This window comes from Kribbella ginsengisoli, assembly GCF_039537185.1.
GTDB classification, from domain to species: Bacteria; Actinomycetota; Actinomycetes; order Propionibacteriales; family Kribbellaceae; genus Kribbella; species Kribbella koreensis.
This window is the reverse complement of sequence record NZ_BAABAA010000003.1, coordinates 50,393-65,834: the sequence shown is the minus strand read 5'-3', so window position 1 is coordinate 65,834 and position 15,442 is coordinate 50,393. Positions and strand designations below refer to the sequence as shown.

Genomic DNA, 15,442 nt, shown 5'->3' with positions numbered 1-15,442 from the left:
CGATCAAGGGCAGACGAGCAGTAATTCGAATTCGTTGCCTGGGGCTCCGTTAGTGGGAGCTAGGCTCGCGATCGGCACACAAACGCGCAGCACGAGGTCCTGGGAGGACGACGAGTGGATCTGCAACTGTCCGGGAAGATCGCGGTGGTCACGGGAGCCAGCAAGGGGATCGGGCTCGCCTGTGTCGAGGCGCTGGCCTGGGAGGGGGTGCAGGTGGTCGGGATCTCGCGGGATCCGGGCAACCTTGCGGCTGCTCAGAAGGTGCTGGCGGAGAAGGGGCTGGGGTTCGATGTCGAGGCGGTGGATCTGACGGATCCGGAGGCTTCGGCGGAGGTGTTCTCGCGGATCGGGATTCCGGACATTCTGATCAACTGTGCGGGGGCGGCACGGCGTACGCCGGTGGCAGAGTTGGACAGCAAGGCGTTGCATGCGGCGATGGAGGCCAAGTACTTCACGTACATGCACGCGACCGAGGCGGTTGTGCGCGGGATGGCCGAGCGCGGGACTGGCGCGATCGTGAACATCGTCGGGCAGGGTGGTCGCGCGGCGAACCCGCTGCACATCGGCGGTGGGGCGGCCAACGCGGCGCTGATGCTCGCGTCGGTCGGCTATGCGAAGGCGTACGCCGATCGCGGCGTACGGGTGAACGTGATCAACCCCGGCATGACCCGCACCGGCCGCGTCGACGAAGGCCTCGAAGCGGCAGTCCGCTCCACCGGCCGCCCGAAGGAAGAGCTGCTCGCCGAGATGGTCGCCGACATCCCCTTGGGCCGAGCCGCCGAACCGTCCGAGGTAGCCGACCTAGCAGTCTTCCTGGCCTCACCCAGAGCCAGCTACATCACCGGCGCCGTCATCCCCATGGATGGCGGCGTCGCCTCCGTCATCTAGGCCCCATGACGCTTCGCGTCACCTCGACCGGTTCAAGAGCGGGGAAAGCACAGAGCGCCGCCAGGTTTGAGCGATGCAGCGTCCGGGGGCCGGCTCGCTTGAGGTGCGCGGAGCGCCGCCAGTTGAGGGCGGGAGGGCTGCCAGGTTCGAGTGTGCGGAGTGGCCTCAGGTGCGCAGGGGGCGTGTGAAGGGGACGGGCCCCGGGCAGGTGGTCCGTCCCCCTCGCACGGCTTTGGGTCAGACGGTGATCCAGTCGATGTCGGCGATGTAGCCGGACGGGTTGGAGACCTTGATGGAGTTGGTGCCTGCGGTGAGTTCGACTGGGAGGTAGACGACCTGGGGTGTGCCCCAGTCGTTGTCGCCCAGGCCGTGGTAGTTGACCCAGTAGGTGTCGGCGTTGTTGATCGTCAGCATGCTCTGGCGGCTGGTGTCGCCGTCGGTGTAGGCGATCTTCACCAGGTAGGTGCCGGTGAAGGGCACGGTGATGTCGTTGAGGGTCACCGAGGCGTCGTAGCCGATGTTGCCGATCTTCTTGCCGCCGGAGCAGAGTGTGCAGCCGTTGGCGCTGGCGTTGCCGGTGAGGGTGCTGTTGGCGGCCTCAGCCTCGTAGCGGACCGGCCCACCCGACTTCGAGGTGAACATCGTGACCGGAGCGCTCGCCTCGGACGACTTGTTGCCGTTGGCACCCTTCACCTCGAACTTGTACTGCGTCTGCGGCAGCAAGCCGGTCACCACAACACTCGGCCCAGTGCTGGTCGCCACCTGCTTGCCGTTGGCGAAGACCTTGTACGACTTGGCGCCGGTGCTCGGCTGCCACGCCAGCGAGACCGTGGTCCGGCTGACATCGGTCGCCTTGACGTTGGCCGGCTTGCTGACCGAGCCGAGGCTGTTCGGGAAGATCTTGTACAGCTTCGACCCGTGCGCCGGCAGCACCGCGCTGACCTGGCCGCTCACGTTGTTCGTGTTCTGCGCCGCCCAGACATCCCGCACCCGTGCCTTGCCGGTGATCCCGAGCTCGTCGAACTTCCCGGTCACCGTGGCGGGCTCCTCACCCAGGTTGAACAGCCCGACGGTGACGGACCCGTCGGTGTTCTTGGCGAACCAGGTCTGCTGCAGCTGGTCCTGGTTCAGCGGCCGGGCCGGTACGCCGGCCTGGTCGATCGCGATCACCTCGCGGTTGGTGAGCAGCTTGAGCCCGTACGCGTCGAGCTTGGTCAGGTCGTCACCGGCGAACAGCGGCGCCGAGTTGATCGCCCAGAACGTCATGTACGACTGGCGCTCGGTCTCGCTGATGCCGTCCATCGCGCCGACGCCGACGTTGATCGCGTCGAGGTTGTTCCAGTGCCCCGGTCCGGCGTCGTCGGCCCACTGCGCGACGTCCCACCAGCGCTGGACGACGGAGCCGGTCCAGCGGACGATCGTGTCGCAGTAGCACTCGACGTCGGTGTCGATCCGCCAGCCGTTCGAGTTCGCCTTCCAGGTCTCGGCGTACCGGTGGCTCAGTGACCACGACAGCGTGTACTGCATCGGGCGGCCGGCGTTCTGGACCGCGCGCCACCAGGACTCGACGTCCTCGGTGTTGTTGTGGTTCGGGTCGTCCGGCGAGCCCTTCCAGGAGCCGGGGCCGACGCCGTCCATCTTGATGAAGTCGACGCCCCAGCTCGCGAAGGTCCTGGCGATCGAGTCCGCGTACTTCTGCGCGCACGGGCTGGCGTAGTTGATCTTGTACGCCTGGTCCCAGCCGTTCGTCGTGCGCAGATCCGGGTAGACGATGTCGCGGGTGAAGCAGCCGGGCGCGTCGAAGATCGGGGTGTTGCCCTCGCGGTAGACGTCGAAGCCGAGGCCGACGACCGTGTAGATGCCGAACTTCAGCCCGAGCTTGTGGATGTCGTCGCCGACCGCCTTCATGCCGCGGGGGAAGCGGGCCGGGTTCGCGATCGGCCGGCCGTACTCGTCACCGCCGCCCTGCCAGCCGGCGTCGACGTTGATGTACTCGTAGCCGTAGGGCTTCAGCTTGGTGGCCAGCGCGTTGGCCTGGGTGAGGATGTTCTTCTCGTTGATGAAGCTGCCCGGGCCGTCGGGGTTCACGCCGGGGTAGTTGGTGGACTGCAGGCTCCAGCTGCTCCAGCCCAGGTAGGGCTTCGCGGCGATCTGCGGGTACTTCGCTGGTACCGGCGCCTTGGCGGTCGGCACCTCGATCGGGACGGTGGCACTCGCGGGCGCGATCCAGGCCGCTGCCGACACCAGGGCGACGGCGGCCAGCAGAGTAATGCCAGTACGGCGTACAGACATAGGAGTCCTCCGTTGTGGGCGGAACGTGCGCCGAGCCTAGGACCGTTTAATTTACTAGGTCAAGTAACAAGCCTCAATAACCGTGAGTAAGTGCTGTAACACGATTGCCATCCAACTGAGATCAACCTTGGCAGGGGGCTGGGGGTCTCTATTCACGTAAGGGATCGATGACCCGTGTGAGGCGGGTCTGCCCGAACGGGAGGGGATTGATCATCAACATTTCACGGAAGTTCGGTCGTACGGCGGTGGCCGTGACCGGAGCGGCGACACTCGTCGCGCTCGCGGCGGGGGCCGCGGGAGCAGCGACCTCGAGCCGGCAGGCGGCGGCCCAGCCGCAGCTGAAGCTGGTGGCGGGCAGTACCGACGTGACGCTCGACCGCTATCCCGAAGGGGGTGGCATCGTGCTCGACCTCGGCACCCACATGGTGGCGGGCAAGAACCCGATCGAGGTCCGGGCGACGCGCAAGTCGTACAAGGACCCGGTCGTCGGCGTGCAGATCGTCAACGGCAAACCCAAGGCACTGCCGGCCGGCTCGGTGACGGACTTCGGCGGCCTGGCCAAGTTCCTGCACCTGACCATCACCGATGCCACCGGCAAGAAGGTCTACGACAAGGACCGCACCTTCTGCCTGAACGGCGAAGGCTCGCGGACCCGGCCGGACGCGCCGGCCACCTCGCCGTACCCGGAGGGCTGCAGCGCGAATCCGTTCACGCTCGGCGCGGTCTGGGGTCTGCAGGCCGGCTGGTCGTCGAACACCACGAGCTACTACGGCAACGACGAGAACGTCGACCTGCCGGAGGGCAAGTACACCGCGAAACTGACCGTCAACAAGGTGTACAAGGACTTCTTCAAGATCGGCGCGTACGACTCGGCCGTGACGCTGAAGGTGACGGTCAAGAACGTCGAGGACTGCGGCCACGGGGTCGCTGAGGGCTGCAAGCAGGCCTTCGCGAAGGCGCAGGCGAAGGCGCTCACCAAGACCGGTGTCGCGCCGAAGCCGGCCAAGATCCAGGCCAAGCCGCACGCGCAGCGGCCGGTCGGCAAGGCGTCGGTTCCGGCCGGTCCGAAGCCGGACCTGCGGTCGGTGCCGGCCTGGGGAATCCAGGTCACCACCGGCGAGGAAGGCACGCCGGAGGCCGACAAGGACTACCTGGCGTTCTCGGCAACTGTGTGGAACGCGGGTCCGTCGCCGCTGGTGCTGGACGGTTTCCGGCAGCAGGGCAAGGACCTGATGGACGCGTACCAGTACTTCTACGACGCGAACGGCAAGGAGGTCGGGTACCAGAACACCGGCACGATGGAGTGGGACCCGCGGGAAGGCCACACCCACTGGCACTTCACCGACTTCGCCCGCTACAGCCTGCTGAGCGCCAAGCAGACCGAGGTCGTCCGCAGCCAGAAGGAAGCCTTCTGCCTGGCCGCGACCGACGCCATCGACTACACGGTGAAGAACGCCAACTGGCACCCGTCCAACACCGACCTGCACACCGCGTGCGGCAACCACGGATCGCTGTCGGTCCGCGAGGTGCTGGACGTCGGGTCCGGTGACACCTACGAGCAGTTCCGTCCCGGCCAGTCCTTCGACATCACCGGCCTGGCGAACGGCACGTACTACATCCAGGTGCAGGCCAACCCGGAGAAGCGGCTGATCGAGTCGAGCACCACGAACAACGTCGCCCTCCGCAAGGTGATCCTGGGCGGCACCGCGCACCACCGCACGGTCAAGGTTCCGCCGGTCGGCCTGATCGACGTTCCGTGACCTGTTAGTTGCTGAATGCATTGGCGGCCCTTCCTGGGGGAGGGCCGCCTTTGCGTTGCCCGGGTTCTGGGTACGGGTGGTGGAATGGCAGTAGCCGACACCCTGGAGCGACGATGACCGAGGAACGCCGGATCGAGGCGGAGATCCCGCTGGACGCGACCCCCGCCGAGGTGTGGGACGCGATCGCCACGGAGGCCGGCCTGACCGCTTGGTTCGCGCCGATGGACCCGGAGCCGGACGAGAACGGGCTGTCCGCCGACGGCGTCGTACTGCGCTGGGAGCCTGGTCTCGGCTACGCCATTCAGACCGAGACGAGTGCCTTCGAGTACCTGATCGAGGAGCAGGACGACGGCTCGTCGATCCTGCGCTTCGTCCAGACCGGTTTTCTCGGGGACGACTGGGAGGCGGAGTACGAGGCGACCGCGCGCGGCTGGGACCTGTACTTCCACACGCTGCAGCTGTATGTGTCCGGCTTCCATGGCGCGCCTGCTACCTATGTGGTTGCCGAGGGCCCCGCATGGTCTGGGACCGCGGAGGCCTGGCAGAAACTGCGCGAGGCGGTCGGCGGTGAGGTCGGCACGAAGGTCGAGCTGGATGTCTACGGGCTGGGTGTGGTGGTCGGCGAGGTCGACTACGACGGGCCGAGCCATTTCGGCATCACCACGGAGTACGCGCTGCTCCGCTTCCACAACCGCAGCCTGCTCGGCATGCCCGTTGCCCTCGGCCACCATTACTACGGACCTGGCCAGGACGCCAAGCGCCTCGAGGACGCTTGGCAATCCTGGCTGACCGAGTTCTACCTGACTCAGTAGTGCAAGGGCTTCTTCCTGGTACGCCGGGGGTGCGGGTGATTGACGTCGCGCTGGTGATGCCGCCGGGCGATCGTGCGTGGCCGCTCGATCCGCGGTGCCGCCGGCCGTTCGACCCGTACCTCGGTCTGCGTCAGCCCGAGTCGCGGCGGCTGCAGCCACGGTGAGCGGGTGTCCGAGCGGACCACGACCACGCGGAACCGGCCGGTCCGGGCGAGCTTGATCCCGATCGCGATCGTCGCCACGGCCGGGATCATCCCGGCCAGCAGCAGCCCGAAGCGGGCACCCCAATGCTGGGCGATCCAGCCGACGGTCGGTCCGCCGATCGCGCCGCCGCCGATGAAGACCAGGTTGTAGATCCCGGCGACCCGGCCGCGGAGTCCGTCGGGAGTGGTGAGCTGGACCATCGACTGGGCGGCGGTGAGGAACATCAGCGTCGCCATGCCGAGCGCGGCGAGCAGCGGGAGGAACGTCCACAGCGACGGCTGGATCGCGGCCACCATCTCGGTCACCGCGAGGATCGAGGCGATCGCGACGAGGTTGCGCAGCCGGGTCGGGCGCACTCTCCTTGCCGAGAGCAACGCCCCCGCGAGTGAGCCGACCGCAACGACGGAGTTCAGTACGCCGTACCCGGTGGCGCCGGTGTGGAAGACGCGATCCGCGAAGGCGGTCAACGTGACCGGCAGGCTGATCGTGAACATGCCGTAGACGCCGACCAGCGCGATCGCCCAGCGCACGGCCGGCTCGTGGAACGCGTACTTCACGCCGTCCTTCAGCCCATCGCGGATCTTGATCCCGGCGCCGGCCTTACGGGCAGCCTGCAGGCCGGGCATCTCGCTCTCGCGCATCATCGTCAGCGCGGTGATCGAGCCGAAGAAGGTGATCGCGTTGAGTGCGAAGGCCCAGCCGGTGCCGACCGTGCCGAGCAGCGCGCCGCCGAGCGCCGGGCCGATCAGGCTGCCGAGCTGGAACGTCGACGAGACCATGCTGATCGCGTTGCGCAGTCGCTGCTTGCCGACGAGCTCGGTGACGAAGGACTGCCGGGTGGGGTTGTCGACGGCGGTCGCGAGGCCGAGGAAGAGAGCGAGCGAGTAGACCTGCCAGACCTGGACGCTGCCGGTGAACGCGAGGGTGGCGAGGATCGCGGCGGCCAGGCCCATCGTGGACTGGGTGACGAGCAGGACCTTGCGCTTGGGGAAACGGTCGGCGATCACGCCGCCGTACAGGCCGAGCAGGAGGGTCGGGAGGAACTGCAGGGCGGTGGTGATGCCGACCGCGGTGGCACTGCCGGTCAGTGTCAGGACCAGCCAGTCCTGGGCGATCCGCTGGACCCAGCCGCCGGTCGAACTGACGAACAATCCGCTCACCAGGAGGCGGAAGTTACGGACCTGCAGAGCACTGAAGGTGTCGCGGAAGCCCGGCCGTTTGAGCGCGGCGTGCGGGTCGATCGGGGTGCTGCGATGGGTGTGGAAGTCGGGGACGGGGTGGACAGAACCGGTGGCCCGGGTGGTCAAGAGTCATCCCTACGGAAGTTTGTGTCAGGGGAGGTCTCCTCCATCCTCACCGGCCGGGGGTGGATTCTGACAGCGAATTACTCCTATTAGTCTTATTGCGTCCCGCAATGAGAGGGGTTCTGGTGACCTACGATCCGGACCAGTTGCGCACGTTCCTGGCGGTCGCGCAGTCGCTGAGCTTCACCCAGGCCGCGGAACGGCTGGGCATCCGCCAGCCGACGGTCAGCCAGCACGTCCGCAAACTCGAGGGGGCGGTCGGGCGGCCGCTCTTCGTCCGCGACACGCGGACCGTCACGCTGACCGCTGACGGGGAGGCGATGGCGGGTTTTGCCCGGACGATCCTGGCGGCGCACGAGGAGGCTGCTGGGTACTTCACCGGGTCGGAGTTGCGTGGGCGGCTGCGCTTCGGGGTGACGGATGACCTTGCGCTGACGCCGTTGCCGCGGATCCTGCGGGACTTCCGGCAGTTGTACCCGCGGATCGATCTCGAACTGACCGTTGCCCAGAGCCCCAATCTGCTGCGGCGGGTCGAGTCGGGTCATCTGGATCTGGCCTACGTCAAGCACAGCCTTGGTGGCGGCTACGAACCGAACGGCCGGGTCGTCCGGCGGGACCCACTCGTCTGGGCCGGCATCGCCGGCACCCGGATCGCCCCCGACGGCCCGGTCCCGCTGGTCGCCTACCAAGCCCCCAGCCTCAGCCGCTCCCTAGGCGTCCAAACCCTCGAGCAAGCCGGCCGCTCCTGCCGCATCACCTGCATCGTCCGAGGCGTCAACGGAGTCCTCGCCGCGGTCCGGGCCGGCCTAGGCATAGCCATCTTCGCCCGCTCCCTGATGCCCGCTGACTTGGTCGAGCCGCCGCCGAGTGCGGGGCTTCCGGAGTTGCCGGCGATCGATCTGGTGCTGATCACCAACCCAAGAGCAGCCAAGGAACCCGCCGAGGCCCTGACCTCCGCAATCCTCAGCAACAACGCCCCCCTCAAACCAGCCGACTGAGCGCGCCCATCCCGTGCGCGCCCCAGGGGCTACGCTCCGCGCTCGCGCTAGCGGATTAGGGCGTCGCCGCGGGCGACCAGGGTGAGGATGCTGATCGCGGCTACGCCGATGGTCAGGAGAAAGGGTGCCTTCTTCCACAGGACGATCAGGGTGAGCAGTGCGGCGACCACGAGCAGGGTGAGCCAGCCGATTGCGCCCAACGGACCGGGTGGGGCGATGACCAGGAGGGCTGTGGCGATCGCGAGGGGGAGCGGCGCGGCGTACCGGGCCAGCTTGCCCAGGCGTTGGGGCCAGCCGGTTACGCCGGTGGCTAGGTCGTCGGCTAAGTCGGGGACTACGTTGGCGAGGTGGGCGCCGACGCCGAGGAGGGCGGTGGCGGCGGTGGCCCACCAAGGGGCCCAGGTGCCGGCGGTACCGAGGGTGACGAACGACGGGAGCAGACCGAAGGCCACGGCGTACGGGAGCCAGGAGATCCGGGTCGACTTCAGGCCGAGGTTGTAGGCCCAAGCGGCTGCCACGCCGATCAGGTGTGCGAGGCCGGCCAGCACGCCGCTGGCGAGCGAGAGTGGGACGCAGGCAACTACCATCGAGATCGCGCCGATCCACAGGGTCCGCCGACTCACCAGTCCGAGCACGATTGGTTTGTCGTTCCGGTGGACACTGGTGTCGCGGGGTGCGTCAATCGCGTCATTGCTCCAGCCGATCGAGAGGTGGCCGGTGAGGATTGCTGCGGCGACTAAGAGGCATCCGGAGGCGTTCCTGCCTGCCGACCAGGCGACGACGGTGACCAGGGTGGTGACGGCAACGGTCGGGCCGGGATGGCTCGCCATCGCGAGCCCCTTGAGTACTCTCAGCCCGCTCACCGACCCAACGATGCCACGATGACGCGGATCGCCGCGGTGCAGGCCGCGTTGCCGCCCAACCGATACGCCCAACACGAGCTCACCGACGCGTTCGCCGAGATCTGTCTCCCGGACGGCAAGGGGATCGGTCTGCTCCGCCGGCTGCATGCCAACGCCGGCGTGTCCCATCGCCATCTGGCGCTCCCGTTGGAGCGGTACGCCGCGCTGAAGGACTTCGGCGAGGCAAACGACGCGTGGATCTCGGTGGCGGTCGACCTGGGCGCCGAAGCGGTGTCGGGGGCGCTGGCGGCGGCCGGGCTGACGGTGGATGACGTCGACGTGCTGATGTTCACCACCGTGACGGGGGTCGCGGCGCCGTCGATCGACGCGCGGGTCGCCGTACGGCTCGGGCTGCGGCAGGACGTGAAGCGGATGCCGTTGTTCGGGCTGGGGTGCGTCGGGGGAGCGGCTGGGGTTGCGCGTCTGCATGACTATCTCAAGGCCTGGCCGGGGCATGTCGCAGTACTGCTGTCGGTGGAGCTCTGCTCGCTGACGCTGCAGCGGGATGACTCGTCACTGCCCAACCTGGTTGGCGGTGCTCTGTTCGGTGATGGGGCAGCGGCAGTGGTGCTGACTGGGTCGGAGCATCCGGCTGCGGCCGGGCCATCTGTGGTGGCTACGCGGTCGCGGCTCTATCCGGACTCGGAGCGGGTGATGGGGTGGGACGTCGGGTCCGGTGGGTTTCGGATCGTGCTCGGGGCCGACGTACCGCAGGTGGTTCGGCAGTACCTCGGTGGTGACGTCACTGCCTTTCTGGCCGCGCATGGGCTGACGATTCCGGAGATCGGTACCTGGGTGAGCCACCCAGGTGGGCCGAAGGTGCTCGAGGCGGTCGCGGAGACGCTGTCGTTGCGGCCGGGGGCCCTCGACCTGACGTGGAAATCGCTCGACGCGGTCGGCAACTTGTCGTCGTCGTCGGTACTGCACGTGCTCGGTGACACCCTCCGGCTGGATCCTTCGGGTATGGGCGTGTTGCTCGCGATGGGCCCAGGCTTCTGTTCCGAGCTCGTACTCCTGGAGTGGTGATGGACTCGTCGTTGTGGTGGTACGTCGCGCTGGTGCTCGTGGTGGGGCTCGAGCGAGTGGCCGAGCTGGTCGTCTCGTTGCGCAATGCCGCTTGGAGCTTCAAGCAGGGTGGGGTGGAGTCGGGCAAGGGGCACTACCCGTTCATGGTGGTGCTGCACACTGGGTTCCTGGCGGGGTGTCTGGTCGAGGCGATCGTGGCGGACCGGCCGTTCATCCCGGCGCTCGGGTGGACGATGCTTGCTGTCGTGGTGCTGGCGCAGGGGTTGCGGTGGTGGTGCATCTCGGTGCTCGGACATCAGTGGAACACGCGCGTGATCGTCGTACCGGGGCTCTCGTTGGTTGCTGCTGGCCCCTATAAGTGGTTGCGTCATCCGAACTACGTGGCGGTGGTCGCGGAGGGGATCGCGCTGCCGCTGGTGCACACGGCGTGGGTGACGGCGGTCTTGTTCCTGCTGCTGAACATCCCGCTGCTGACGGTCCGGATCCGCGCGGAGGAAGCAGCGTTGGACTCAGCGCTGACGAAGTGATCGACCTCCTCGTCGCCGGCGCCGGCCCGGCGGGCGCGGCCACCGCCATCCGAGCCGCCCTGGCCGGCCTCTCCGTCGTCGTCGTGGAGCCTCGCTCGATGCCGATCGACAAAGCCTGCGGCGAGGGCATCTCTTCTTCTGCTGTCGAATACCTTCGACGGCTGGGCGTGGAACTGGACGGCCGCCCGTTCCACGGCATCCGCTACCTGGATTCGTCGCATGTGGTCGATGCCCGCTTCCGCCAGGGACCAGGCCTCGGAGTCCGCCGCACAACCCTCCAGCGCGCCCTGGCCACCCGCCTGGCCGACCTGGACATCCCCGTCATCCCCACCCGGATCTCGACCATCACCCAAAACCAGCACTCGGTAACAGCCGCCGGCCTCACCGCCCACTACTTAGCCGCCGCCGACGGCCTCCACTCCCCAACCCGCCGCCAACTCGGCCTAGGAGCTGGCAGCAGCCAGCGCCTGATTCCAGCCGAGCAAGCCCGGTTCCCAGCCGCGGCCGACGCCCGACCGCAGGACGCTGACAGCGAGCCCGGCTCTATCGCCCCACCCCGCCTACCGTGGGCCCTGCCCCACCTGCCCAGGCTCCCGACCCTGCCCCGCCTTTCCGCAGCCCGCGACGCGGCGCAGCCGCGGCGTGGGCTGCGCCGGCACTACAGCGTGCGGCCTTGGTGTGACCTCGTAGAGGTCTACTGGTCTCGCCTCGGCGAGGCCTACGTGACTCCGGTGGCCGACGACCTCGTGGGGGTCGCCATCCTCACCTCCGAGCGGGGTTCCTTCGACAGTCATCTGGAAGCCTTCCCCGCCTTGAAGCGCCGCCTGGTGGGTGCCTCCGAAGCCTCCTCCGTCATGGGAGCCGGCCCGCTCCGCCAGCGGGTCCGAGGGCGGGTTGCCGGGCGGGTGATGTTGGTTGGGGATGCGGCTGGGTATGTCGACGCGTTGACCGGGGAGGGGATCGCGGTGGCTTTGCGGACCAGTGCCGAACTGGTCCGGTGCGTCGAGCGCGACGACCCAGCGGCGTACGACGCGGCCTGGCGGCGGGTGTCCTGGGAGTGCCGGTTCCTGACGGGTTCGTTGCTCTGGGCCCGCAACAGATCGTTGCTGGCTCCCCGCATCGTCCCGGCCGCGGCGCGGCTGCCGAAGATTTTCGGTGCCATCGTCAACCAACTCGCGTAACGCCTGCCCCAGAACGCGCGTTGGCCCGGCGATCGCTCAGACAATCGCCGGGCCCACACGCGACCGAGCATCCTGGTGAAATGCTCGCTCGGGTTGCTCCAGCCTCCTGGTGAAAGGCTGGAACGATCTGGCCCCAGCCTCCTGGTGAAAGGCTGGGACAAGTTCTCGGTGTTTCTGAGTTAAAGATTGCCAGCCGCATGTTGCCCATCCGTTGCCGGAATATGAAGCCTTGTTACTTAGCCCGGTGACCTACGTCTCAGTGCTCGGTCCGCACGGCCGCGATCTGCAACTGCAGAGCCAGCCGCTCGCGCGGGCTGGACAGGTCGAGCCGGGCGATCTCCCCGATCCTTTTCATCCGGTGCCGCAGCGTGTTCGTGTGCAGATGCAGCTCTCGCGCCGCCTGCTGCGGCTGACCGGGATAGTTCAGCCACGCCTGCAGGGTGTCGACGAACGCGGTGTCGTGCTCGATGTCATGCCGTAACAAAGTCGCGAGCGGCCCATCCAGCTTCGTCGTGTCGAGCGAGGTGACCGCCCGGTGAACAGTGAGGACGTGCCAGGCCTGCTCGACCCGCAACGCCGGGCCGGGCGCAAGCTCACGCCGTACCAGTCCCAGCAGCTCGACGGCCTCGGCGCGAGAGCTCGGCAAGTCCGCCGCGCCACGGGCACGCCCGCCGGCGGCGGCCGTAGTACCGGGGAAGTCTTTGGCCAGGTCGATGACCAGCTTGCGCAACCAGCGCCACGATCCAGGTCCGTCGCCATCCGAGACGACTGCCAGGACGGTCCCATCCAGGTCGGCCAGCTGCGGCTCACTCCAGCCATGGCGGCGACCAGTCGACTCCCAGAGGTCCAGCTCTTGCGGTACGTCGTACGCGGCCGGCGAACCCAGCGCTACCACCCGCCACGGCGCAGGCGGCAGCCGTACGTCCAGCGGAGTGTCAGGGGAGAACTGCCGCAAGACAGTGCGCAATCTGTCGATCGCACTGCGCCTAGCGACGTCCGCCTGCGCCCTGAGCCGCAGCATGTGCAGCGCAAGCACCGACGCCGCGTTACTGAGCTCAGTAGTCACCTCTGCGCTCACCGGCCCATCCACCACAGCCCAGATAGACCCCAACCACTCACCACCGGCTCTGACGGGTACTACTAGCCGCGGCCGAATGCCGTTCGGCCCATCCGGCACCAGGAACGGCTCACTCGACCGGGCCAGCCGCCGGAAGATCCCTCGGGCCCGGAAGTGCGCAATGACCTCAGCAGGCACGCGACGGCCGACAATCGTCGACACCCGGGTCGGGTCCGTGTCAGAGACGTCATGGAGGCTCGAGTACGCCAGTACCCGGGACTGGTTGTCCTCGATGGTCACCGGCGCGTCGACGATGGCTGCAGCGGCATCGGCCAGTGCGAAGAGCTCCTGGTGCACCCCGGCGTCTCCGGCAGTGGGGGAGTCCGGTGCGGCTGCCCTGTCGATCACACCTCGCAGTAGCCACACCACGTGGGCCCAGGTGACTGACGGCTGCAGCGCGACCAGGGTGAGTCGCCGCTTGTCCGCATGAGCCACCACGGCCGGGTCCTGGGCCAGCGTCGTCCGCAGGATGATCCCTGAGGCGTTACCGACGGCACAGCGCTCTACTAGCTCTACTGCCTCCTCCGCGCTGCCCAGGCCGAAGCCAAGGACCAGGTCGCCCGGCTGACCGGTCGACGCCTCCTGCGGATCGGCGAGGAATACATCGCGGACCTCACCGTCGCCCTGCCCGGCGACGACGATCTCGAACAGGGCCGGTCCGACGGCGACGACCAGGTCAGGGACGGTGATCATGAAGTTATTGTGCTCTTGCCACTGTCATCAGTGCCAGCTGTGGTGCGATCGCACCATGACAGCGGTTCCGGGCGGCCGCACCATCGATACATGGTCGCTTCCGTGCAAGGCACTCACATCGTCCCGGACCGGGTCGCCGTCGTCGGCGCCGGCATGGTCGGTCTCGCCACCGCCTGGTTCCTCCAGGAGGCCGGCATCGAGGTCACCGTGCTGGATCGCGAAGGCGTCGCCGCGGGTGCCTCCTGGGGCAACGCGGGCTGGCTGACCCCCGGCCTGGCGACTCCGCTGCCGGAGCCGGCCGTTCTCAAGTACGGCGTCCGTGCGGTGCTGAGCCCCTCCTCGCCGGTCTATGTACCGCCGACGGCGAGCCCGCGGCTCATTTCGTTCCTGACCCGCTTCGCTCGCAACAGCACCGCCGGACGCTGGAAGACCGCGATGGAGGCGCTGGTGCCGATCAACCGGCAGGCGCTGAACGGGTTCGACGCGCTCGCCAAGGCGGGGGTCGAGGCCGAGACGTACGAGGCCAAGTCGTTCCTGGCGGCGTACCGCACCGAGGCCGAGCGCTCGGTGCTGCTCGAGGAGATCGAGCACATCCACGCGGCCGGCCAGGGCATCGAGTTCGAGGCCATCACCGGTGACGACGCCCGCGAGATCGAGCCGTCGCTGTCCGACGAGATCGGCGCGGCGATCCGGCTGCACGGCCAGCGCTTCATCAACCCGGGCGAGTACGTGAACATGCTCGCCGACTCGGTCCGCGCCCGCGGCGGCACCATCGTCACGGGCGTGACGGTGAAGGACATCGTGGACGAGATCCGCGGCGTCCGGATCGTCACGGCGGACGGTGAGAGCACGCCGTACGACGCGGTCGTGATGGCGACCGGCGCCTGGCTCGGCGATCTCGCGCGGCAGTTCGGCGTACGGACCGTCGTGCAGGCCGGACGCGGCTACAGCTTCAGCGTCCCGATCGCGCACGTGCCGGCCGGACCTGTGTACTTCCCGGCGCAACGGATCGCCTGTACGCCGCTGGGCGACCGGCTCCGGGTGGCCGGGATGATGGAGTTCCGCAAGCCCGACGCGAAGCTCGACCCGCGCCGGATCGACGCCATCGTGGAAGCGGCCCGGCCGCTGCTGCGGGACGCGGACCTGGACGCTCGCACCTTCGAGTGGGTGGGACCGCGCCCCTGCACCCCGGACGGCCTGCCCCTGATCGGTGCGACCTCCTCCCCGCGCGTCTTCGCCGCCGGCGGCCACGGCATGTGGGGCATCACCCTCGGCCCGATCACCGGCCAGCTCCTCGCCGAAACCATCACCACCGGCCGCACCCCGGTCGAACTGGCCCCCTTCAACCCCCTCCGCTGACCCACCGGCCAGCAGATCCTCGGCCGGCTGCGTGGAGATACCAGCCGACCAGACTCAAGAGCCCAGCTGCAGCCGGGCTCCCTCCCCACCGACCACCCACGAACTCCCGTCGCGGCCGAGCCGTACCCCAGCCGCCTCTTCCGCGACGGGACCAGACGGCCTCCACCCTGCAGGAGACCACCGGCCGGCCCCGCTATCTCCCGGGGCTCCGGCAGCACCACCCCGGGCCCGCGGCTCCGCGGTCCCCGGCAGCACCACCCGGGCCCTGTGACCCCACAGCCCCGGCAGCACCACCCCGGAACCACAGATCCGGGCGCACCACCCCGGGCCCCTCACCAAGACCCGGCGCACCACCCGGGTCGCTCAAGGCCCGGTGCAC

General features: G+C 68.4%; 12 protein-coding genes. 8 read left to right on the top strand and 4 right to left on the bottom strand.

What is annotated here, in order from left to right:
- Window positions 1-114 precede the first annotated feature (114 nt).
- Window positions 115-888, top strand: coding sequence for an SDR family NAD(P)-dependent oxidoreductase (locus ABD768_RS13980; protein WP_344840808.1), 774 nt, complete (start codon window positions 115-117; stop codon window positions 886-888).
- Window positions 889-1,125: 237 nt separating this feature from the next.
- Here the strand turns inward: ABD768_RS13980 and ABD768_RS13975 are convergent, their stop codons facing one another.
- A complete protein-coding gene (locus ABD768_RS13975) occupies window positions 1,126-3,180 on the bottom strand; it encodes a fibronectin type III domain-containing protein (RefSeq protein WP_344840806.1) in 2,055 nt (684 codons plus the stop codon).
- A gap of 251 nt (window positions 3,181-3,431) precedes the next feature.
- On the opposite strand from ABD768_RS13975, the gene ABD768_RS13970 reads away from it, so the two are divergent.
- Together ABD768_RS13970 and ABD768_RS13965 are read left to right on the top strand one after the other, a co-directional pair.
- Window positions 3,432-4,940, top strand: a complete 1,509-nt coding sequence (locus ABD768_RS13970; protein WP_344840804.1) for a lysyl oxidase family protein — start codon at window positions 3,432-3,434, stop codon at window positions 4,938-4,940.
- 113 nt (window positions 4,941-5,053) lie between these two features.
- Window positions 5,054-5,752, top strand: a complete 699-nt coding sequence (locus ABD768_RS13965) for an SRPBCC family protein (RefSeq protein WP_344840802.1) — start codon at window positions 5,054-5,056, stop codon at window positions 5,750-5,752.
- On the opposite strand, the gene ABD768_RS13960 is transcribed toward ABD768_RS13965, so the two are convergent.
- Window positions 5,746-7,263, bottom strand: a complete 1,518-nt coding sequence (locus tag ABD768_RS13960; protein ID WP_343977194.1) for an MFS transporter — start codon at window positions 7,261-7,263, stop codon at window positions 5,746-5,748. The genes ABD768_RS13965 and ABD768_RS13960 overlap by 7 nt on opposite strands.
- Window positions 7,264-7,385: 122 nt before the next feature.
- Between ABD768_RS13960 and ABD768_RS13955 the strand changes: the two genes are divergently transcribed.
- A complete protein-coding gene (locus ABD768_RS13955; protein WP_343977197.1) occupies window positions 7,386-8,258 on the top strand; it encodes a LysR substrate-binding domain-containing protein in 873 nt (290 codons plus the stop codon).
- Between the two features lie 47 nt (window positions 8,259-8,305).
- On the opposite strand, the gene ABD768_RS13950 is transcribed toward ABD768_RS13955, so the two are convergent.
- The gene (locus tag ABD768_RS13950) at window positions 8,306-9,121 is read right to left on the bottom strand and encodes a UbiA family prenyltransferase (protein ID WP_344840799.1); all 816 of its coding nucleotides are present in this window, start codon (window positions 9,119-9,121) and stop codon (window positions 8,306-8,308) included.
- Between the two features lie 18 nt (window positions 9,122-9,139).
- Between ABD768_RS13950 and ABD768_RS13945 the strand changes: the two genes are divergently transcribed.
- Genes ABD768_RS13945 through ABD768_RS13935 form a run of 3 tightly spaced genes read left to right on the top strand, consistent with a single transcriptional unit; the run spans window position 9,140 to window position 11,894 of the window.
- Complete coding sequence (locus ABD768_RS13945) at window positions 9,140-10,186, top strand: type III polyketide synthase (protein WP_343977202.1); 1,047 nt, start codon at window positions 9,140-9,142, stop codon at window positions 10,184-10,186.
- Window positions 10,186-10,713, top strand: coding sequence for an isoprenylcysteine carboxyl methyltransferase family protein (locus ABD768_RS13940; protein ID WP_343977205.1), 528 nt, complete (start codon window positions 10,186-10,188; stop codon window positions 10,711-10,713). The genes ABD768_RS13945 and ABD768_RS13940 overlap by 1 nt, the downstream gene beginning before the upstream one ends.
- Complete coding sequence (locus ABD768_RS13935) at window positions 10,710-11,894, top strand: NAD(P)/FAD-dependent oxidoreductase (protein ID WP_344840797.1); 1,185 nt, start codon at window positions 10,710-10,712, stop codon at window positions 11,892-11,894. The genes ABD768_RS13940 and ABD768_RS13935 overlap by 4 nt, the downstream gene beginning before the upstream one ends.
- Before the next feature lie 256 nt (window positions 11,895-12,150).
- Here ABD768_RS13935 and ABD768_RS13930 read toward each other — a convergent pair whose 3' ends face one another.
- Complete coding sequence (locus ABD768_RS13930; RefSeq protein ID WP_344840796.1) at window positions 12,151-13,704, bottom strand: helix-turn-helix domain-containing protein; 1,554 nt, start codon at window positions 13,702-13,704, stop codon at window positions 12,151-12,153.
- A gap of 90 nt (window positions 13,705-13,794) precedes the next feature.
- Here ABD768_RS13930 and ABD768_RS13925 point away from each other — a divergent pair, with 90 nt between their 5' ends.
- Window positions 13,795-15,063, top strand: coding sequence for an NAD(P)/FAD-dependent oxidoreductase (locus ABD768_RS13925; RefSeq protein WP_343977213.1), 1,269 nt, complete (start codon window positions 13,795-13,797; stop codon window positions 15,061-15,063).
- Window positions 15,064-15,442 lie beyond the last annotated feature (379 nt).